We start from the raw sequence: 20,740 nt of genomic DNA, 5'->3' as shown, positions 1-20,740 counted from the left end.
ACCATCCCGTACAGTTCCCCGCGTGACTCGCGAGCTGGTGCGACTCGTGCGCCCCGGCCAGTGGGCGAAGAACGCCCTCGTCGCCGCCGCCCCCCTCGCCGCCGGCACCCTCCTCACCCCCGCCGTCGCCGGTCGCACGCTCCTCGCGCTGCTCGCGTTCGTCCTGGCCAGCGGGGCCACCTACGCCCTCAACGACCTGCTCGACGCCCCCGCCGACGCGCTGCACCCGGTGAAGCGGACCCGCCCGGTCGCCTCCGGGGCGCTCTCGCGCCGGACGGCGGCCGTCGTCGCCGCGGTCCTGGCCGTGGCCGCCATGGCGGTGGCCCTGGCCGTCGGCCTCGGCGTCGTGGTCGCCACCTACCTCCTGCTCACCGCCGCCTACTCGGCCGGGCTCAAGCACGAGCCGGTCGTCGAGCTCGCGGTCGTCGCCCTCGGCTTCGTCCTGCGGGCCGTCGGCGGCGGCGTCGCCACCGACACCCCGTTGTCGCAGTGGTTCCTCATCGTCACCGGGTTCGCCTCCCTCCTCGTCGTCGCCGGCAAGCGCGAGTCCGAGCTCGTCCTCGCCGGCCGCGACGGCCGCACGCCCCGGCAGGCGACCACGCGGTACTCGCTGCCGTTCCTGCGCGTCGTCACCGCGACCTCGGCGGCCATGACGGTGGCCGGGTACTCGCTGTGGGCCGCGGACGTCTCGCCCACCGGCCGCGAGCCGTGGATCGCGGTCAGCGTCGTCCCCTTCACCGTCGGGGTGCTGCGCTTCGTCCTCGACGCCGAGAACGCCGACGCCGAGGAACCCGAGCGCACCGTCGTGCGCGACCGGGTGCTGCTCGGGCTCGGCGTGCTGTGGCTCGCGACCTACGGGCTGGGCATGCTGCCGTGAGCGGGCTCGTCACCGGCTGGGGCCGCACCACCGCGACCCGGGCCGACCGGGTCCCGGTGCGCAGCGTCGACGACGTCGTCGCGGCCGTCCGGGCGGCCGGTCCGGACCGTCCGCTCCTGGCCCGCGGGCTCGGCCGGGCCTACGGCGACGCCGCCCTCTGCGCGGGCGGGACGGTGCTCGACGTGCGCCCCCTCGCCGGGCCGCCGGTGCTGGACGCGGACGGCGTCGCCGACGTCGCGGCCGGGACGAGCATCGGCGAGCTGCTCGACGCCGCGCTGCCGCACGGCCTCTTCGTCCCGGTGAGCCCCGGGACCCGGCACGTGACCGTGGGCGGGGCGCTCGCCGCCGACGTGCACGGCAAGAACCACCATCGCGACGGCAGCATCGCGCGCCACCTGGAGTCGGTGACCGTCGTCGACGGGACCGGTACCGTCCGCGAGCTCGCGGCCGGAGACCCGCTGCTCGGCGGGGTCCTCGGCGGCATGGGGCTCGGCGGGGTCGTCGTCTCCGCCCGGGTCCGGCTGCTCCCGGTGGCCAGTGCGTCGATGCTCGTCCGCACCCGCCGGACCGCGGACCTCGAGGAGACGATGGCGGTGCTGGCCGCCGACGACGCCGAGCACCGGTACACCGTCGCCTGGCTGGACCTGCTCGCCGGCGGCCGGCGCACCGGTCGCGGTGTCGTGACGTCCGGTGACCACGCGGGCGCGGACACCCCGGGGGCGCTGGCGCCCGAGCGGCACGACCCCCCGCCGCGCCTGCCGGCCGTCCCGGCGCTGCCGCTCGGGGCGGTCCGGCGCGGGCCCGCCACCGCGTTCAACACGGCGTACTGGCACCGCGCCCCCCGCCGGCCGTCGCGCGGGCTGCAGTCGACGGCCGCGTTCTTCCACCCGCTCGACGTCCTCCCGGGCTGGAACGGCCTCTACGGCCCCCGCGGCTTCGTCCAGTACCAGGTCGTGGTGCCCGACGACGAGAGCCTGCGCCGGCTCGTCGCGGGCCTGCGCGCCGACGGCGTCGCGGTGACCCTCGCCGTGCTCAAGCGGTTCGGTCCGGGCAGCGGGCACCCGCTCTCCTTCCCCTCCCCCGGATGGACCCTGGCCGCCGACCTCGCGGCCGACGCCGCGCTCGGCCCCGCCCTGGACCGCGCCGACGCCCTCGTCGCCGCCGCGGGCGGGCGCACCTACCTCGCCAAGGACGCCCGGGTGCGGCCCGACGTCCTGCAGGCCACCTACCCCGGGCTGGAGCGCTGGCGCGCGCTGCGGGCCACGCTGGACCCGCGCGGGGTGTTCACGTCCGACCTGGCCAGGAGGCTGCACCTGTGATCGACGCCCTCGGCGCCCCCCAGTCCGTCCTCGTCCTCGGCGGCGGGTCCGACATCGCCCTCGCCACGCTCCGCCGCTGGGCCGGGGCGGGCCGGCTGGAACGCGTCGTCCTCGCCGGACGCCCCGGTCCCCGGCGGGACGCCGCCGCGGACCGGGTGCGCGGCTGGGCGCCGGACGCGGCGGTCGAGGTCGTCGACTTCGACGCCGCCCGCCCCGACACCCACGCCGCGGCCCTCGACCCGGTGTTCGCCGGACCCGTCGACGTCGTGCTCCTCGCCTTCGGCGTGCTGCCGGACGGCCCCACCCTGCCCGACCCGGTCGCCGCCGCCGCGGTCGTCACGACGAACTTCACCGGCGCGGTGTCGGCGCTCACCGTCGTCGCCGGACACCTGCGCGCGGCCGGGCACGGCCGGGTCGTCGTACTGTCCTCCGTCGCCGGGGAGCGGGTGCGTCGCTCGAACTACCTCTACGGCGCGAGCAAGGCCGGGCTCGACGGGTTCGCCACCGGGCTCGGCGAGGACCTGCGCGGCTCCGGCGTCGAGGTCCTTATCGTCCGGCCGGGGTTCGTCCGCTCCTCGATGACCGACGGCCTCGAGCCCGCCCCGCTGGCCGTCGACCCCGACGACGTCGCCCGGGTCGTCGTCCGCCGCACGCCCGGCCCCGGCGGGGTGGTCTGGGTCCCCGGCACCCTGCGCGCCGTGATGAGCGTGCTGCGGCACGTGCCCACCCCGGTCTTCCGGCGGCTGCCCCTGTGACCGACCGGGCCCGCGACGCGACGACCCGCGGCGCGACGGTGCGCGGCGGGGCGGGGCTGGCGGTCTCGCTCGTCGTCATGAACGTCGCGAGCTACGTCTTCGCCGTGCTCGCCGCCCGGCGGCTCGGTCCGGCGGACTACAGCGCGCTGGCCGCGATGATGTCGCTGCTCGTCATCGCCAACGTCGTCTCCCTCGGCATCCAGACCGCCGCGGCCCGCCGGGTGGCCGCGGGCTCCGCGGTCCCGGCGGCGCGGATCCGCGGGCTCGCCCGGCGCGCGGCCCTGGTGGTCGCTGCCGTCTGCCTCGTCGGGGCGCCGGTCGCGGCGTCCCTGCTGCGGCTCGACACGGTCCTCACCGCGCTGCTGCTCGCGGTGCCGGCGTCCGCGCTGGCCGTCATCGGCGGCGACGTCGGCATCCTCCAGGGCCTCGAGCGCTGGGGCCCGTTCTCGGCCGTCTTCCTCGGCCTGGGGCTCGCCCGGCTCGGTGTGGGCACCGTGGCCGTCCTCGTGAGCCCCACCCCGCTCGGCGCGATGACCGGGGTCGCGCTCGGCGCGCTCGTGCCGCTCGCCCTCGGGACCGCGCTCGTCCGCCGAGAGGTGCCGGCCACCGCGGCGACGCCCCCCGCCGCCCCGGGCCTGGCCGCCGAGGCGCTGCGCAGCTCGCACACCCTCTTCGCCTTCTTCGTCCTCTCCAGCAGTGACGTCGTCATCGCCCGGGCGGTGCTGCCCGAGGCCGAGGCCGGCACCTACTCCGCCGGGGCGATCCTCGCCAAGTCCGTGCTGTTCCTCCCCTACTTCGTCACCGCGGTGATCTTCCCGGCCCTGGCCCGCGGGGGCCGGCGGCACCTGCACCTGCTCGGGCTCGGGGTCGTGTCGGCCATCGGCGCCGTCGTCGTCCTCGTCGCCGCGGCGCTCCCCGACCTGGCCCTGGTCTTCGTCGGCGGCGACGCCTACCGCGCCGTCGCGCCGTCCCTCTGGGGGTTCGCCCTGCTCGGGACGCTGATGTCGGGCACCCAGCTGCTCGTCTTCACCGCCCTGGCCCGGGGGCACCGGCGGGCCCCGCTCGTCCTCTGGGCCGGGGTGGCCGCGCTCGTCGCCGGCGGCGCGGTGGCGGACACCTCGTCCGGGCTGCTCGCCTGGGCGGTCGGGGTGGGTGCGACGACGCTCGCCGTGCTCGTCGTCCTCACCCGGCACGACGAGCCGCCCGCGACCCCGGCCGGCGGGGCCTGACGCGGGCGGTCAGTGCGCGGCGTCGTGCCAGGAGCGGCCGACCCCGACGCTGACGTCGAGGGGCACGTCGCCGAGGTCGATGGCCGAGCCCATCTCGCGCCGGACCAGCGCCTCGACGTCCTCGCGCTCCCCCGGGGCGACCTCGAGGACGAGCTCGTCGTGCACCTGGAGCAGCATCCGGCTCCGCGCGCCGGACTCGCGCAAGGCGGAGTCGACGCCCTTCATCGCGAGCTTGATGATGTCGGCCGCCGAGCCCTGGATGGGCGCGTTGAGTGCCATCCGCTCGGCGCCCTCGCGGCGCTGGCGGTTGTCCGACAGCAGGTCCGGCAGGTAGCGGCGCCGGCCGAGCATCGTCGCGGTGTAGCCCGTCGCCCGGGCCTCGACGACGATCTCGCGCAGGTAGTCGCGGACCCCGCCGAACCGGGCGAAGTACTCGTCCATGAGGCCCTGCGCCTCGGAGGTCGTGATGGTCAGCTGCTTGGACAGGCCGAAGGCGGACAGCCCGTAGGCCAGGCCGTAGCTCATCGCCTTGACCTTGCTGCGCATCTCGAGGGTGACGTCCTCGGGCGCGACGGAGAACACCCGGGCGCCGACGAAGCGGTGGAGGTCCTCGCCGGAGCGGAAGGCCTCGATGAGGCCGTCGTCACCGGAGAGGTGGGCCATGATCCGCATCTCGATCTGGCTGTAGTCGGCCGACATCAGCGACTCGAACCCGTCGCCGACGACGAAGACGTCGCGGATGCGTCGGCCCTCCTCGGTGCGGATCGGGACGTTCTGGAGGTTCGGGTCGGTGGAGGACAGCCGGCCGGTGGCGGCGATGGTCTGCAGGTAGGTCGTGTGGATGCGGGTGTCGGGGGCGACGGACTTGATGAGCCCCTCGACCGTCACCCGCAGGCGGCTCGTGTCCCGGTGCCGGAGCAGGGCCTCGAGGAACGGGTGCTCGGTCTTGACGAAGAGGTCGGCCAGCGCGTCGGCGTCGGTCGTGTACCCGGTCTTGGTCCGCTTCGTCTTCGGCATGTCGAGCTGGCCGAAGAGCACCTCCTGGAGCTGCTTGGGGCTGCCGAGGTTGACGTCCTCGCGGCCGATGGCGTCGTAGGCGTCCTGCTGGGCCTGGCGCATCTTCGCCGCGAAGTCGGCCTCCAGCGCCGTCAGCGCGTCCTCGTCGACCCCGACGCCGGTGCGCTCCATGACGGCGAGGATGTCGACGAGCGGGAGCTCGAGGTCGTGGAGCAGGCCGGTGCCGCCGGTCTCCTCGACCTTCTCGGCCAGCACGTCGGCGAGCTCGAGGACCGCGCGGGCCCGCACCATCGCGTCCCGGACCGAGGAGTCGTCGTCGGTCTCGAGGTCGAGCATGCCCTGCTGCCCCTGGTCGGACGCGCCGGCGGACTCGGTGCGCAGCTCGCGGGACAGGTGGCGGACGACGAGGTCCTCGAGGTCGTAGGAGCGCTGGTCGGGCCGGACGAGGTAGGCGGCCAGCGCGGTGTCGCTCGTGACGCCGCGCAGGGCCAGGCCGCGGGTCGAGAGGGCCTGCAGCTGGGGCTTGACGTCGTGGAGCACCTTCGGGGCCGCGGGGTCGGCGAGCCACGCCGCGAGGGCCGCCTCGTCGTCCGGGGTCAGCGCGGTGAGGTCGACGTGCGCCGCGACGCCGCCGTCGCCCGCGACCGCCAGCGAGGAGGCGTCGCCGACCCCGCCGCGGAAGTGCCCGCCGACGACGAGCGAGTGCACGGTGGCCGCCCGGGCGGGGTCGGCGAGGCGGGCGAGCAGCGCCGGGGTGTCCAGGACGTGCCCCTCGAGGTCGAAGCCGCCCTCGACCTCGTCGGCCTCCACCTCGAAGGTCTGGAAGAGGCGGTCGCGCAGCACCCGGAACTCCAGGCCGTCGAAGACCCGGTGGACCTCCTCGCGGTCCCACGAGGCGCGCTCGAGGTCCTCGACGCCGAGCGGCAGCGCGAGGTCGTCGACGAGCCGGTTGAGGCGACGGTTGCGCAGGACGTCCTCGAGGTGGGCGCGCAGGTTCTCGCCGGCCTTGCCCTTGATCTCGTCGACGTGGGCGACGACGCCCTGCAGGTCGCCGTACTGGCCGAGCCACTTCGCGGCGGTCTTCGGGCCGACGCCGGGCACGCCGGGCAGGTTGTCGCTGGACTCGCCGACGAGGGCGGCGAGGTCGCTGTAGCGCTCCGGGGGGACGAGGTACTTCTCCTCGACGGCGGCGGGGTCCATCCGCCACACCTCGGACACGCCGCGCACGGGGTAGATGAGGCTGACCTTGTCGGTGACGAGCTGGAAGGCGTCGCGGTCGCCGGTGCACACGACGACCTCGCCGCCGGCGGCGGTGGCCTGGCGGGTGAGGGTGGCGATGACGTCGTCGGCCTCGTAGCCCTCGACCCCGACGTGCCGGATGCGCAGGGCGTCGAGGACCTCGCGCATGAGCGGCAGCTGGCTGGAGAACTCGCTCGGGGTCTTGGAGCGGCCGGCCTTGTACTCGCTGTACTCCTGCAGCCGGAAGGTCTGGCGCGAGACGTCGAAGGCGACGGCGACGTGCGTCGGCGCCTCGTCGCGCAGGACATTGATGAGCATCGAGGTGAAGCCGTAGACGGCGTTGGTGTTCTGGCCGGTGCTCGTGGAGAAGTTCTCGACCGGCAGGGCGAAGAACGCCCGGTAGGCCAGCGAGTGTCCGTCGAGGAGGAGGAGCTTCACGCGTGGCAGCCTAACGACCATGACCGACACCCCGGACCCCACGACGGCGCTCGAGCGGATGATGGCGATGAACCCCGACTCGCTCATGCACCGGATGGGCATCGAGGTGGTCGAGGCGGGGCTCGAGCGCGTCGTCGGCACGATGCCGGTGGCCGGCAACACCCAGCCCTACGGCCTGCTGCACGGCGGGGCCTCGGTCGTCCTCGCCGAGACGCTGGGCTCGATCGGCTCGGCCCTGCACGCCGGCGAGGGCCGGATCGTCGTCGGGCTGGACATCAACGCCACCCACCACCGCGCCGCCCGCTCCGGCGTCGTCACCGGGACCGCCGTCCCCATCAGCGTCGGGCGCACGGTGGTCGCCCACGAGGTCGTCGTCACCGACGAGGAGGGCCGGCGGGTGTGCACCGCGCGGATCACCTGTCTCGTGCGCGACGCCCCGCCCGGCGGGTGACGGGTCAAGCCGCGGCCTCCTGAGCGTCAGGTCCCGGTCGGGCGCGGGTCAAGCGCAGGTCAAGAACGCCGGTCCGCGCCCCTTCGGTGGAGGACGGGCGGGCCGAACGGGCGAGGTCCGCGCCGCCGGCCGCCGGGAGCATCGTGGCCGTGGCACCCATGGACCTCCCGCGGCGCGCGTCGCTCCTCGCGACCCTCTCGGCCGCCGTGTCCGCCCCGGCCGAGGCGGACGCCTCCCCCGCGAAGGCCCGTCGGGCGGCGCGTGCGGCCCGGGCGGCCCGGGCCGGCGTCCCCGAGCCGCTGCCGCCGCGCCTCACGGCACCCACCGCCGACCCGGTGCCGACGGTCGCGCCCCCGAGCCGCACCGTCGACACCGCCTACCCGCGGCGCCGGTCGACGATCCGGCCGTGGTGGCTGACGAGGGAGGCGCCCGCCCTCGGCAGCGAGGACGCCGTCGTGCACCTGGCCCGGCGGGCCAGCTGGGGGGCGACCCCCGAGCTCGTCGCCGAGATCTCGGCCGTCGGCCGGGTCGCGTGGGTGGACGCCCAGCTGAACCCCGCCTCGGTGCCGGACGCCGCGACGACCGACCTCGTGGCGTCGACGTGGCCGCGCCTGCGGCTCGCGACGTGGGAGGTCCACGACACCTACTACCCGAGCTCGACCGGCGACCTCGGCACCGACGTCATCCAGGCCTACCTCGCCCGGGCGCTGTGGTCCAAGCGGCAGCTGCTCGAGGTGCTCGTCGACTTCTGGACCAACCACCTCGTCGTCACGGCGCCGTGGGGCGACGCCTGGGACGCCGTCCACCGCTTCCACGTCGACGTGGTCCGCGCCCACGCCCTCGGCCGCTACGCCGACATGCTCGTGGCGGCGGCCAAGCACCCGGCGATGCTCAACCAGCTGGACAACGGCAGCTCGACCAAGCGCTCCCCCAACGAGAACTTCGGCCGCGAGCTGCTCGAGCTGCACACCGTCGGGCCGGGCGCCTACCCCGAGTCCGACGTCCGCCGCTCCGCGCTCGTGCTCACCGGCCTGTCGACCGACCGCGAGAGCGGCGAGTACTACTACCGGCACATCCGCCACCACACCGGGCCGCTGTCGGTCATGGACTGGTCGGACCCCAACGCCTCGGCCTTCGGCGAGAAGGTCGCCGACTCCTACCTCGTCCACTTGGCCCGGCACCCGCGGACCGCGGCGACGATCGCCCGCAAGCTCGCGGTCCGCTTCGTCTCCGACGACCCGCCGAGCGCCCTCGTCGACCGGCTGGCGCAGGTCTACCTGGCCAACGACACCCGGATCGCCCCGGTGGTGCGCACCCTCCTGCTCTCGAGCGAGTTCGGGGGCAGCGTGGGGCAGAAGGTCAAGCGCCCGCTGGAGAACATGGTGTCGACGGCCCGCGTCCTCGGGGTCCGTCCGGGCCCGGCGACGACCTCCTGGCTCGGTGACCTCGTGTGGAACGCCAAGGTCGCCGGGCAGCAGCCGATGGGCTGGCCGGCCCCGAACGGCTTCCCCGACGTCGCGGGCGCCTGGGCCGGCGCCGGGACGACCCTCGCCGCCTGGAACTGGCACATGGGACAGGGCTGGGAGGCGACGTCCTCGACCCCCCGGGTGGCCTACCCGGCCCTGCGCGGGCTGCTGCCGGCGGTCGTGCCCTCGACCTACGGTGCGCTCGTCGACGCCCTCGCGACGCGGCTGCTGCTCGCGCCACTGCCGACGGCCAAGCGCGACGCCGTGTGCGCCTTCCTCGACAAGACCCCCGAGGCCGCCGTGCGCTCCACCGACGCCGTCCTCGGCTGGCGCCTGCCGTACGTCGTTGCGCTCGTCCTGGACAGCCCCGAGTTCGCGACCCGATGAGGACCCGATGACCGACCCCACGACGACGCCCACCCGGGAGTGCGGCTGCCCCGAGTACGCCGACGCCGGCCTGCGGCTCACCCGCCGCGGCGTGCTCGGCGCGAGCACCGGCCTCGGGGTCCTCGCCGCCGGTGCCGCGCTCGCCCCGAGCGCGGAGGCGACGACGGCCCTCACCTTCGGCGACCCCGGCTACACCGGCGACACCCTCGTCGTGCTGTCCTTCCGCGGCGGGTTCGACGGGCTGTCGGCCGTCGTCCCGGTCACCGAGCAGGCCTACTACACCGCCCGCCCGAACATCGCCGTCCCGAAGGCGGCCACGCTGCCGCTGGACAGCCGTTTCGGCCTCCACCCGGCCCTGGCGCCGCTGCACGCGCTCTACCAGGCGGGGAAGCTGGCCGTCGTCAACGCCGTCGGGCAGCCGAACCCCACCCGCTCGCACTTCCAGGACATGGAGGAGATGGAGCGGGCCGCCCCCGGCTCCTCGATCCGCACCGGCTGGCTGGACCGGATGGTCGGGGCGAGCACCACCCCCGGGACCTTCGCGGGGACCTCGATCGGCGCCACGAGCGCGCCGCGCTCCTTCATCGGCCCGACGCCCGAGCTCGCGCTGCGCTCGGTCGACTCCTTCCAGCTCTCGGGCCCGTGGGACGCCGCGGAGACGACACGCTGGACGACGGCGCTGCGGGCGCTGCACGCCGGCGCGCCGGACCAGTACGCCGTGCCGGCCACGTCCGCGCTCGGCGCCCTGGCCACGACCGCGGCGCTCAAGGCGAGCGGCTACGCCCCGGCGAACGGCGCGTCCTACCCCTCCGGCGCACTCGGTGACGCCCTGCGCGACGTCGCCCGCCTCGTCAAGGCCGGGGTCGGGCTGCGGGCCGTCACCGTCGACTCGGGCAACTGGGACATGCACGCCGACCTCGGGCGCAGCGACAACGGCTGGATGCGCGACCAGCTGAGCGGCGTGGCCAAGGCCCTGGCCGCGTTCATGACCGACCTCGGGACGACCGCGAACCGGGTCACGCTCGTCACCCTGTCCGAGTTCGGCCGCCGCGTCGCCGAGAACGGCTCCGGCGGCCTCGACCACGGCTACGGCAACGTCTCCTTCGTCCTCGGCGGCAACGTCAACGGCGGGACGGTCCACGGGACGTGGCCGGGGCTCGGGCCCGACCAGCTCCAGGCCGGCGACCTCAAGGCGACGACGGACTACCGCTCGGTCCTCGGCGAGATCCTCGAACGGCGCTGCGGCCTGTCCGCCGCCACCGTGCTGCCGGGACTGCCGTCCGCACGGCTCGGGGTGGTGCGGGCCTGAGCCCGACCGGCCTCAGGCCGACCGGGAGGGCGAGAACGCCCGCTGGCGCAGGCTGCGCCGCCGCCGTGTGAGCTCCAGTCCGGTCTCGGCGGTCTCCGGGGCCAGCCGGCGCCGCAGCACCCCCGTCGCGACGACCCGGCGGGTCACGACCGATCCGAAGCCGAGCCGGGCGAAGAAGCGGTTCGCCTCACGGCTCGTCGTGGGGACGTTGGAGACCACCTGCTCGCACCCCGCGCGCTCGGCGGCGGAGAGGACGGCGGCGAGCAGCGACTTGGCCACCCCGTGCCGGCGCGCGTCGGGGACGACGAAGAGCTGCTCGACGGCGATCTCGGGGGTCGGGCTCAGCCCGAACGGGTTGTCGGTCGTGATGGTGTAGCCGACCGGGGTGCCGTCGAGGGTCGCGACGTAGGCCTGGACCCCGGGGCGGCGCAACGCCGCGGCGAACCGGCCGTCGGACAGCGCCCGGGCACAGACCTCGCGGCTGGTGCCGGCATCGACCTTCGCCTCCAGCCACAGCGCGGTGAGCGGCGTGAGGTCGTCACGGACCGGTGAGACCTCGACGGGTCGTCGTCCCACGCAGCCTCCTCGGGTCAGCACGCTCGTCCTGAACGGCACCACCGCACACTATGTCCCTCCGCGACCCGCGACGGAAGTCTCCGGGTGAGGAATCCCTCAGGTGTCGACGGTCGCGGTGCCGACGGTGGTGCGGCTCAGGCCTTGTCCATGCCCGCGACGACGGCCTCGGCGACCTCGCGCATCCCCATCCGGCGGTCCATCGCCGTCTTCTGGATCCACCGGAAGGCGTCGGCCTCGCTGATCTTGAGCCGCTGCATGAGGATCCCCTTGGCCCGGTCGACTGCCTTGCGGGTCTCGAGCCGCTCGCCGAGGTCCGCGACCTCGTGCTCGAGGGTCTTCAGCTCCGCCCAGCGCGAGAGGGCGATGTCCAGCGCCGGCGTGACGTCGCTCGCGGTGAACGGCTTGACGACGTAGGCCATGACCCCGGCGTCCCGGGCCCGCTCGACGAGCTCGGTCTGGCTGAAGGCGGTGAGCATGACGACGGGGCAGATGCGCTCCCCGCCGATGGTCTCGGCCGCGGTGATGCCGTCCATGACGGGCATCTTCACGTCCATGATGACGATGTCCGGCGCGAGGGACCGGGCCATCTCGACGGCCTGCTCGCCGTCGCCGGCCTGGCCGACGACGTCGTAGCCGGCCTCACGGAGCATCTCCGCGAGGTCCAGGCGGATGATCGCCTCGTCCTCGGCGACGAGGACGCGCTTGGGGGTGGCTGCACTCTGGGTCATGTGCCGGGAGCGGGACTCGAACCCGCACGCCCTCGCGGGCAGAGCATTTTGAGTGCTCCGTGTCTGCCGTTCCACCACCCCGGCGGTGGGAGCGCCAGCATATCCAGGCCGGCGCCCCCCGATCAGACTCGTCCCTCGCGGGCGGCGTCGACGTAGGCGGGCGCGACGCGGTTCTTCGCGTCGCCGATCTTGTGGACGCGCAGGGCGTTCGTCGAGCCCGGGATCCCGGGCGGGGAGCCGGCGACGATGATGACGTGGTCGCCCTCCTTGACCCGGCCGAGGGCGAGGAGCATCTCGTCGACCTGCATGGCCATCTCGTCGGTGTGGCGGACCTTGTCGACGAGGAAGGTCTCGACCCCCCAGGTGAGGGCCAGCTGGCTGCGCACCGCCTGGTTCGGGGTGAAGGCGAGCATGGGGATCCGCGGGCGGACCCGGGCCAGCCGGCGGGCGCTCTCGCCGCTCTCGGTGAAGGTGATGAGGTACTTCACCCCGAGCAGCTCGCCGATCTCGGCGGCGGCGGCGGTCACCGCGCCGCCCTTGGAGTTCGGGCGGGTGCCGAGCGGGCGGATCCGGTGCAGGCCGTGGGTCTCGGTGTTCTCGATGATCCGGGCCATCGTCCGCACCGTCGCGAACGGGTTCTTCCCGACGCTCGTCTCGCCGGAAAGCATGAGCGCGTCGGCGCCGTCCAGGACGGCGTTCGCGGCGTCGGAGGCCTCGGCGCGGGTCGGCCGGCTGTTCTCGATCATCGACTCCAGCACCTGGGTGGCGACGATGACCGGCTTGGCCCGGCGGCGGGCGATCTCGCAGGCGCGCTTCTGGACCAGCGGCACCTGCTCGAGCGGCATCTCGACGCCGAGGTCGCCGCGGGCCACCATGACGCCGTCGAAGGCGCGGATGATCTCGTCGAGGTTCTCGACCGCCTGCGGCTTCTCGATCTTCGCGACGACGGGCAGGCGCAGGCCCTCCTCGTCCATGATCTCGTGCACCCGGACAATGTCGTCGGGGCTGCGGACGAAGGACAGCGCGATCATGTCGGCCTTGGTCCGCAGCGCCCAGCGCAGGTCGTCCTCGTCCTTCTCGGACAGGGCCGGCACGGACACGGCGACGCCGGGGAGGTTGATGCCCTTGTTGTTCGACAGCGGGCCGCCCTCGAGCACCTGGCAGACGACGTCGGTGTCGGTGACGTCGGTGGCGATGAGGGCGATCTTGCCGTCGTCGATGAGGATGCGGTCGCCGGCGTGGACGTCGCCCGGGAGGCCGTCGTAGGTCGTCCCGACGGCGTCGACGTCGCCGGGCACGTCGCGGGTGGTGATGGTGAAGTTCGCGCCGCGGACGAGCTCGACGGGGCCGTCGGCGAACCGCGCGGTGCGGATCTTCGGGCCCTGGAGGTCGACGAGCACCCCGACCGCCCGGCCGACGGCGTCGCCCGCCGCGCGGACGTCGCGGTAGACCTGCTCGTGGTCGGCGTGGGTGCCGTGGCTGAGGTTGAGGCGGGCGACGTCCATCCCGGCCTTGACGAGCTCGCGGAGGTTCTCCGCGGACGACGTGGCGGGCCCGAGGGTGCAGACGATCTTGGCGCGGCGCATGGTGGCGAGCCTAGCGGTGCAAGCGGTTCCACCATGACCTGGGTCACAGCCCGGAGACCTCCCCCCGGTCACCCCTCACCCACCCCATCCGCCCCACCCGACGGTCGGTGACATTTCGGGGTGACCCCGAAATGTCCGCGGTGCACCGCTTCGTAACCGGGGTCTCGGTGACATTTCGGGGTGACCCCGAAATGTCCGCGTCCCGTCGGGGTGGTGGGGTTGTGGTGGGGGTGTCTCGGGTCAGGCCATGAGGGGGCGGTCGTGGGGGTTGACGGGGCGGGGCAGGCGGGAGGACTTGTGCATGAGCCAGGCGTCTACCTCATGGGCGACCGAGCGGCCCTCGGCGATGGCCCAGACGATGAGGGACTGGCCGCGCCCGGCGTCGCCGGCGACGAAGACGCCCGGGACGCTGGACATGAACTGACCGTCCCGCGCGACGTTGCTGCGCTCGTCCTTCTCGACGCCCAGCTGCTCCAGCAGCCCCTCGGGCTGCGGGCCGAGGAAGCCCATGGCGAGGAGCACGAGCTGCGCCGGGACCTCCCGGTCCGAGCCCTCGACCTTCTCGAAGCCGTTCTCGCCGCGCTTGACCTCGTGCAGACGCAGCGCCCGCACCCGGCCGTCCTCGTCGCCGACGACCTCGCTCGTCGACGTCGCGTAGACCCGGTCGCCGCCCTCCTCGTGCGCCGAGGCGACGCGGAAGAGCATGGGGAAGGTCGGCCACGGGTGGGCGTCGGCGCGGTCGCGCGGCGGCTGCGGCATGATCTCGAGGCTCGTCACCGACCGGGCGCCCTGGCGGTGCGCGGTGCCGATGCAGTCGGCGCCGGTGTCGCCGCCGCCGATGACGACGACGTCCTTGCCGGCCGCCGTGACCTGGCCCTCGACGGTCTGGCCCAGCGCGACCCGGTTGGCCGGCGGCAGGAAGTCCATGGCCTGCATGACGCCGTCGAGCTCGCGCCCCGGCACCGGTAGGTCCCGCGGGACCGTGGCCCCGACGGCGACGACGACCGCGTCGAACCGCTTCCTCAGGTCGGCCCCGGTGAGGTCGTGCCCGACGTGGACGTTCGTGCGGAAGCGGGTGCCCTCGGACTTCATCTGCGCGATGCGCCGGTCCAGGACGGACTTCTCCATCTTGAACTCGGGGATGCCGTAGCGCAGCAGCCCGCCGGGCTGGTCGGCCCGCTCGTAGACGGCGACGGTGTGGCCGGCGCGGGTCAGCTGCTGGGCGGCGGCGAGCCCGGACGGGCCCGACCCGACGACCGCGACGGTCTTGCCGGACAACCGCTCGGGGGAGACGGGCAGGACGAGGCCGTTCTCGAAGGCGCGGTCGATGATCGAGACCTCGACCTGCTTGATCGTCACCGGCGGCTGGTTGATGCCGAGGACGCACGCGGACTCGCACGGCGCCGGGCAGAGCCGGCCGGTGAACTCGGGGAAGTTGTTCGTCGCGTGGAGGCGCTCGATGGCCTCGCGCCACTCCCCCCGCCGGGCGAGGTCGTTCCACTCGGGGATGAGGTTCCCGAGCGGGCAGCCGCTGTGGCAGAAGGGGATGCCGCAGTCCATGCAGCGGCCGGCCTGGCGCTGGAGCTCGGGGACCGGCTGGTCCTCGTAGACCTCCTTCCAGTCCCGGATCCGCACCGGGACCGGGCGCCGCCGCGGCAGCTCGCGCTCACGCGTCTTGAGAAAGCCCTGGGGGTCAGCCACGGGAGGCCTCCATGATCCGCTCCCACACCTGGGGGCCGTCGGGGTCGAGGCCCTCCGTCTCCGCCGCGGCCCGCACGTCGAGGACGCGCTGGTACTGGCGTGGGAGGACCAGGGTGAAGGCCGACCGGGCACTGCCCCAGTCGGCGAGCAGCCGCGCCGCGACCGCCGAGTCGGTCCACCGCTGGTGGCGCTCGAGCAGGTCGTGGACGGCGAGCTCGTCGTCCGGCCGCAGCGGCCGCAGGTCGACGAGCTCGGGGTTGACCCGCGCGGGGTCGAGGTCGAGGACGTACGCCACACCGCCGGACATGCCGGCCGCGACGTTGCGCCCGGTCGGGCCGAGGACGAGCGCGACGCCGCCCGTCATGTACTCCAGGCCGTGGTCGCCGACCCCCTCGACGACGGCGGTGGCGCCGGAGTTGCGCACGCAGAACCGCTCGCCGACCCGGCCGCGGAGGAACAGCTCGCCCGCCGTGGCGCCGTAGCCGATGACGTTGCCGGCGATGACGTTGTCCTCGGCGACGAGCGCGGAGCCCGGCGCCGGGCGGACGACGACCCGTCCGCCGGACAGGCCCTTGCCGACGTAGTCGTTGGCGTCGCCCTCGAGCCGCAGCGTGATGCCCGCGGGCAGGAACGCGCCGAGGCTCTGACCCGCGGACCCGGTGAGCGCGATGTCGATCGTCCCGTCGGCCAGGCCGTCGGGGTGGCGCTTGGTGACCTCGTGGCCGAGCATCGTCCCGACGGTGCGGTTGACGTTGCGGATCCGGAAGCTCGCGGCGACGGGCTCGCCGTGGTCGATGGCGTCCCGCGCGGCGGAGATCAGCTGGTGGTCCAGCGCCTTCTCCAGGCCGTGGTCCTGGCCGACGCGGTGCCGGATCCCGGAGCCGTCGGGCGTCTCGACGCGGGTGAGCACCGGGGCCAGGTCGAGCCCGGAGGCCTTCCAGTGCTCGATGGCCTTGCGGGTGTCGAGGTGCTGGACCTGCCCGATCGCCTCCTCGAGGCTGCGGAAGCCGAGGGCCGCCAGGTGCTCGCGGACCTCCTCGGCGATGTACTCGAAGAAGGTCTCGACGAACTCCGGCGCCCCGGAGAACCGCTTGCGCAGCTCGGGGTTCTGGGTCGCGATGCCCACCGGGCAGGTGTCGAGGTGGCAGACCCGCATGAGGATGCAGCCGGACACCACGAGCGGCGCGGTGGCGAAGCCGTACTCCTCGGCGCCGAGCAGGGCGGCGATGACGACGTCCCGGCCGGTCTTGATCTGCCCGTCGACCTGGACGACGATCCGGTCGCGCAGCCCGTTGAGGACGAGGGTCTGCTGGGTCTCGGCCAGGCCGAGCTCCCACGGGCCGCCGGCGTGCTTGAGCGAGGTGAGCGGCGAGGCGCCGGTGCCGCCGTCGTGCCCGGAGATGAGGACGACGTCGGCGTGCGCCTTGCTCACCCCGGCGGCGACCGTGCCGACCCCGACCTCGGACACGAGCTTGACGTGCACCCGCGCGTCGGGATTGGCGTTCTTGAGGTCGTGGATGAGCTGGGCCAGGTCCTCGATCGAGTAGATGTCGTGGTGCGGCGGCGGGCTGATGAGCCCGACCCCGGGCGTGGAGTGCCGGGTCTTGGCCACCCACGGGTACACCTTCGGGCCGGGCAGCTGGCCGCCCTCGCCGGGCTTGGCGCCCTGGGCCATCTTGATCTGGATGTCGTCGCTGTGGGTGAGGTAGAGCGAGGTGACACCGAACCGCCCGGAGGCGACCTGCTTGACGGCCGAGCGGCGCTCGGGGTCGACGAGGCGGTCGGGGTCCTCCCCGCCCTCACCGGTGTTGGAGCGCCCGCCGAGGCGGTTCATCGCGACGGCGAGGGTCTCGTGCGCCTCCTTGCTGATCGAGCCGTAGCTCATCGCGCCGGTCGAGAAGCGCTGCACGATGGCCGAGACGGGCTCGACCTCCTCGATCGGCACCGGCTCGCGCGGCTCGAGGCCGCCGAGGCCGAAGAGCCCGCGCAGCGTCATGAGCCGGCCGGACTGCTCGTCGATGCGGCTCGTGTACTGCTTGAAGACGTCGTAGCGGCGCTGGCGCGTGGCGTGCTGCAGCCGGAAGACGGTGTCGGGGTCGAACAGGTGCGGCTCGCCCTCGCGGCGCCACTGGTACTCGCCCCCGGTGACGAGCTTGCGGTGGGCCAGGCGGATGCCGTCCGGCGGGTAGGCCTGGCCGTGGCGGGCCGCGGTCTCCTCGGCGAGCACCGAGAGGCCGACGCCGCCGAGCTGGCTCACGGTGCCGGTGAAGAACTCGTCGACGAGCTCCTGGGAGAGCCCGATCGCCTCGAAGACCTGGGCGCCGCGGTAGGACGCGACGGTGGAGATGCCCATCTTCGACATCACCTTGAGGACGCCCTTGCCGAGCGCCTTGATGAGGTTGCGGACCGCCTGCTCCTCGCTGACGTCGGTGATGTCGCCGCGCCGGACCATGTCCTCGACGCTCTCCATCGCGAGGTAGGGGTTGATGGCGGCGGCGCCGTAGCCGACCAGCAGGGCGACGTGGTGGACCTCGCGGACGTCGCCGGCCTCGACGAGCAGGCCGACCTGGGTGCGGGTCTTCTGCCGGATGAGGTGGTGGTGCACGGCGGAGGTGAGCAGCAGCGACGGGATGGGCGCGGTGTCCCGGTCGGAGTCGCGGTCGGAGAGGACGACGAAGCGCGCCCCGCCCTCGATGGCCCGCGAGACCTCGTCGAAGATCTCGAGCAGCCGGGCCCGCAGGGCCTCCTCGCCGCCGTCGACGTCGTAGGTGCCGCGCACGACGACGGTCTCGAACCCGGGCAGGTCGCCGTCGGCGTTGATGTGGACGATCTTCGCGAGCTCGTCGTTGTCGATGACCGGGAAGGGCAGGACGACCTGGCGGGCGTGCGCCGGGTTGGCGTCCAGGAGGTTCCCCTCCGGGCCCATGGCCGATCCCAGCGAGGTGACGAGCTCCTCGCGGATGGCGTCCAGCGGCGGGTTCGTCACCTGGGCGAAGAGCTGGGTGAAGTAGTCGAAGACGAGCCGGGGCCGGTCCGAGAGCACGGCGATGGGCGTGTCGGTGCCCATCGACCCCAGCGCCTCGGCGCCGGTGCGGGCCATCGGCGCGAGGATGACCTTGAGCTCCTCCTCGGTGTAGCCGAAGGTGCGCTGGCGCCGGGCCACCGAGGCGGCGGTGTGGATGATGTGCTCGCGCTCGGGCAGGTCCTTGAGCGAGATGAGGCCCGCGTGCAGCCACTCCTCGTAGGGGTGCTCGCCGGCGAGTCCGGACTTGACCTCCTCGTCGCTGACGATCCGCCCGGCGGCGGTGTCGACGAGGAACATCCGGCCCGGCTGCAAACGACCGCGCCGGACGACGTTCTCGGGCTCGAGGTCGAGGACGCCGGACTCGGAGGCGAGGACGACGAGCCCGTCGTCGGTCACCCAGTACCGCCCCGGGCGCAGGCCGTTGCGGTCCAGGACCGCGCCGACGAGGGTGCCGTCGGTGAAGCACACCGCGGCGGGCCCGTCCCAGGGCTCCATGAACGTCGAGTGGAACTCGTAGAACGCCCGGCGGGCCGGGTCCATCGAGGCGTGGTTCTCCCAGGCCTCCGGGATCATCATGAGCACCGCGTGGGGCAGCGAGCGACCGCCGAGGTGGATGAGCTCGAGGACCTCGTCGAACGACGCGGAGTCGGAGGCCTCGGGCGTGCAGATCGGGGACAGGCGGGAGAGGTCGCCGGTGAGCACGTCGGAGGCCAGCTGGCTCTCGCGGGCGTGCATCCAGTTCCGGTTGCCCTTCATCGTGTTGATCTCGCCGTTGTGGGCGATGAGCCGGTAGGGGTGGGCCAGCGGCCAGCTCGGGAAGGTGTTGGTCGAGAAGCGGGAGTGCACGAGCGCGAGCTCGGTGGCGAAGCGCTCGTCGGACAGGTCGGGGAAGAACGGCTCCAGCTGGCCGGTGGTGAGCATGCCCTTGTAGACGACCGTGCGCGCCGACAGCGACGGGAAGTAGACGTCGGCCTCGCGCTCGGCGCGCTTGCGCAGGGCGAACGCGACCCGGTCCAGCTCGATGCCGGCGAGGCCGGAGTCGCAGCCGACGAACACCTGCCGGAAGCAGGGCATCGTCGAGCGGGCGGCCTCGCCGACGAGGTCGGGGACGACGGGCACGTCGCGCCAGGCGAGGACGGTGAGGCCCTCGGACTCGGCGATGGCCTCGACCTTGGCCTGGGCAGCGTCCCGCTCGGCCTCGTCGACGGGCAGGTAGGCCATGCCGGCGGCGTACTGCCCGGCAGGCGGGAGGTCGACGTCGAGCACGGCCCGGAAGAAGGCGTCGGGGACCTGGGTGAGGATGCCGGCGCCGTCACCGACGAGCGGGTCGGCGCCGGTGGCACCGCGGTGGTCGAGGTTGCGCAGGGCGTCGAGCGCGTGGACGACGATGTCGTGGCCGGCGGACCCGCGCATCGTCGCGACCATGGCCACACCGCACGCGTCGTGCTCGTGCGCACGACGGTAGAGGCCGACGTCGGCGGGCTGGGCGGAGAAGCTGGCGACGGACACGTCGGATCACCGTCCTCGGGAGTCGTCGGCGCGGGGGCCGGCACGGCAGGGTCAGACGCGGGCGACGATGGCCACGTCCCGGCATCGTAGTCCGGGCCACCGACGTCTTGCGATGCGAGCCGGACTATCCCAGATTCTGGGACGTACGGTCGTCCGCGCCGTCCGGCGCGGGGGCCTCGGCGTCGTCCGCCCGCTCCGCCTGCCGGGCGGCGGCACGCCCCTCGGGCGAGTCCGGCCCACGGTCCTCGGGCGGCTCCCCCGCGGCCTCCCGGCGGCGTGCGCGCCGTCGGGTGTACCAGAGGATCCACAGGCCGAGGAGGAAGACCAGGACCGAGGTCCAGACGTTGAGCCGCTGGCCGAGGACGAGCTCGGCCTCGTCGGTGCGCAGCTTCTCGACGACGATCCGGCCCATCGGGTAGCCCGCGACGTACAGCCCGAGCACCGCCCCCGCCCAGAGCCGCCGGCGGTGGTCCAGGACGAGGAGCGCGACCCCGAGGACGAGGAGGAACAGCGACTCGTAGAGGAAGGTCGGCTGGAAGACGCCGAGGAGCACCGGCTGCCCCGAGGCGTCGGTGACCGCCCGGCCCGCGGCCTGGTCCCACTCGTGGATCTCCAGGCCCCACGGCTGCGTCGTCGGCCCGCCGTGGAGCTCGTTGTTGAACCAGTTGCCCCAGCGGCCGACCGCCTGGGCGAAGACGATCCCCGGCGCGGCGGCGTCGCCGAACGCGAGGAACGGGACGCCCGAGCGCCGGCAGCCGATCCACGCCCCGAGCGCGCCGAGCGAGATGGCGCCCCAGATGCCGAGGCCGCCGTTCCAGATCTTCAGGGCGTCGACGAGGTGGCCGCCCTCGCCGAAGTACGGGCCGGGCGTCGTGATGACGTGGTAGAGCCGGCCGCCGACGATGCCGGCGATGACGGCGTAGGCGGCGACGTCCAGCGAGACGGCGCTGTCGTAGCCCCGGTCCTCGAGCCGGCGACCGGCCATCCAGACGGCGAGGACGATGCCGACGAGGATGCACAGGGCGTAGGCCCGGATGGTCAGCGACCCGAGGTCGAAGGCGGCGACGGTGGGGCTCGGCAGGTACGTCGTCACGTCGGCCACCCGGCCCGGGTCGCGAGCGAGCGGGA

14 protein-coding genes and 1 tRNA gene are annotated in these 20,740 nt (G+C 74.1%); 7 read left to right on the top strand and 8 right to left on the bottom strand.

Going from position 1 to position 20,740, the window contains the following annotated elements:
• Nucleotides 1–22 precede the first annotated feature (22 nt).
• The 4 genes from EPD83_RS04085 to EPD83_RS04070 are packed head-to-tail and all read left to right on the top strand — an operon-like array spanning nt 23 to nt 4,180.
• Nucleotides 23–877 (top strand): decaprenyl-phosphate phosphoribosyltransferase, encoded by an 855-nt coding sequence (locus EPD83_RS04085; RefSeq protein ID WP_164896455.1) that lies wholly within the window; start codon nt 23–25, stop codon nt 875–877.
• On the top strand, nt 874–2,196 hold the full coding sequence (locus EPD83_RS04080) for an FAD-binding oxidoreductase (protein WP_165566242.1): 1,323 nt from the start codon (nt 874–876) through the stop codon (nt 2,194–2,196). The genes EPD83_RS04085 and EPD83_RS04080 overlap by 4 nt, the downstream gene beginning before the upstream one ends.
• The gene (locus tag EPD83_RS04075) at nt 2,193–2,951 is read left to right on the top strand and encodes a decaprenylphospho-beta-D-erythro-pentofuranosid-2-ulose 2-reductase (RefSeq protein ID WP_128368471.1); all 759 of its coding nucleotides are present in this window, start codon (nt 2,193–2,195) and stop codon (nt 2,949–2,951) included. Before EPD83_RS04080 ends, EPD83_RS04075 begins: the two co-directional genes overlap by 4 nt.
• Nucleotides 2,948–4,180, top strand: a complete 1,233-nt coding sequence (locus EPD83_RS04070; RefSeq protein WP_165566241.1) for an oligosaccharide flippase family protein — start codon at nt 2,948–2,950, stop codon at nt 4,178–4,180. Before EPD83_RS04075 ends, EPD83_RS04070 begins: the two co-directional genes overlap by 4 nt.
• A gap of 9 nt (nt 4,181–4,189) precedes the next feature.
• On the opposite strand, the gene polA is transcribed toward EPD83_RS04070, so the two are convergent.
• The gene (gene polA / locus EPD83_RS04065) at nt 4,190–6,895 is read right to left on the bottom strand and encodes a DNA polymerase I (protein ID WP_205859403.1); all 2,706 of its coding nucleotides are present in this window, start codon (nt 6,893–6,895) and stop codon (nt 4,190–4,192) included.
• Between polA and EPD83_RS04060 the strand changes: the two genes are divergently transcribed.
• From EPD83_RS04060 to EPD83_RS04050, 3 genes are all read left to right on the top strand, one after another.
• Nucleotides 6,894–7,325, top strand: coding sequence for a hotdog fold thioesterase (locus EPD83_RS04060; RefSeq protein WP_128366901.1), 432 nt, complete (start codon nt 6,894–6,896; stop codon nt 7,323–7,325). The genes polA and EPD83_RS04060 overlap by 2 nt on opposite strands.
• 158 nt (nt 7,326–7,483) lie before the next feature.
• A complete protein-coding gene (locus EPD83_RS04055) occupies nt 7,484–9,178 on the top strand; it encodes a DUF1800 domain-containing protein (protein WP_235950337.1) in 1,695 nt (564 codons plus the stop codon).
• Between the two features lie 7 nt (nt 9,179–9,185).
• Nucleotides 9,186–10,487 carry a DUF1501 domain-containing protein gene (locus EPD83_RS04050; protein WP_128366900.1) on the top strand — a complete coding sequence of 434 codons (1,302 nt, stop codon included), beginning with the start codon at nt 9,186–9,188 and terminating at the stop codon, nt 10,485–10,487.
• A 12-nt stretch (nt 10,488–10,499) separates the two neighbouring features.
• Here the strand turns inward: EPD83_RS04050 and EPD83_RS04045 are convergent, their stop codons facing one another.
• The 7 genes from EPD83_RS04045 to lgt form a co-directional block, all read right to left on the bottom strand.
• The gene (locus EPD83_RS04045) at nt 10,500–11,063 is read right to left on the bottom strand and encodes a GNAT family N-acetyltransferase (RefSeq protein ID WP_164896899.1); all 564 of its coding nucleotides are present in this window, start codon (nt 11,061–11,063) and stop codon (nt 10,500–10,502) included.
• 134 nt (nt 11,064–11,197) lie between these two features.
• Complete coding sequence (locus EPD83_RS04040) at nt 11,198–11,791, bottom strand: ANTAR domain-containing response regulator (RefSeq protein WP_165566239.1); 594 nt, start codon at nt 11,789–11,791, stop codon at nt 11,198–11,200.
• 1 nt (nt 11,792) lies between these two features.
• Nucleotides 11,793–11,875 (bottom strand) — tRNA-Leu (locus tag EPD83_RS04035).
• Between the two features lie 38 nt (nt 11,876–11,913).
• Nucleotides 11,914–13,377, bottom strand: coding sequence for a pyruvate kinase (gene pyk / locus EPD83_RS04030; protein WP_165566238.1), 1,464 nt, complete (start codon nt 13,375–13,377; stop codon nt 11,914–11,916).
• 240 nt (nt 13,378–13,617) lie between these two features.
• Nucleotides 13,618–15,078: a glutamate synthase subunit beta gene (locus tag EPD83_RS04025; RefSeq protein ID WP_128367945.1), complete on the bottom strand. Its 1,461-nt coding sequence runs from the start codon at nt 15,076–15,078 to the stop codon at nt 13,618–13,620.
• Nucleotides 15,071–19,612 (bottom strand): glutamate synthase large subunit, encoded by a 4,542-nt coding sequence (gene gltB / locus EPD83_RS04020; RefSeq protein WP_165566237.1) that lies wholly within the window; start codon nt 19,610–19,612, stop codon nt 15,071–15,073. The genes EPD83_RS04025 and gltB overlap by 8 nt, the downstream gene beginning before the upstream one ends.
• 124 nt (nt 19,613–19,736) lie before the next feature.
• A complete protein-coding gene (lgt, locus tag EPD83_RS04015) occupies nt 19,737–20,705 on the bottom strand; it encodes a prolipoprotein diacylglyceryl transferase (protein WP_128366377.1) in 969 nt (322 codons plus the stop codon).
• Nucleotides 20,706–20,740: the final 35 nt, after the last annotated feature.

Source organism: Phycicoccus flavus (assembly GCF_004025965.2).
GTDB lineage: Bacteria > Actinomycetota > Actinomycetes > Actinomycetales > Dermatophilaceae > Phycicoccus > Phycicoccus flavus.
Note: the sequence above shows the minus strand (reverse complement) of the source record. Positions and strands in the feature narration are given on the sequence as shown.

Excerpts from the sequence above, each read along its gene's own strand:
- polA (WP_205859403.1), bottom strand. The coding sequence starts at position 6,895 with ATGGTCGTTAGGCTGCCACGCGTGAAGCTCCTCCTCCTCGACGGACAC.
- EPD83_RS04055 (WP_235950337.1), top strand. The coding sequence starts at position 7,484 with ATGGACCTCCCGCGGCGCGCGTCGCTCCTCGCGACCCTCTCGGCCGCC.
- pyk (WP_165566238.1), bottom strand. The coding sequence starts at position 13,377 with ATGCGCCGCGCCAAGATCGTCTGCACCCTCGGGCCCGCCACGTCGTCC.
- EPD83_RS04060 (WP_128366901.1), top strand. The coding sequence starts at position 6,894 with ATGACCGACACCCCGGACCCCACGACGGCGCTCGAGCGGATGATGGCG.
- EPD83_RS04050 (WP_128366900.1), top strand. The coding sequence starts at position 9,186 with ATGACCGACCCCACGACGACGCCCACCCGGGAGTGCGGCTGCCCCGAG.
- EPD83_RS04040 (WP_165566239.1), bottom strand. The coding sequence starts at position 11,791 with ATGACCCAGAGTGCAGCCACCCCCAAGCGCGTCCTCGTCGCCGAGGAC.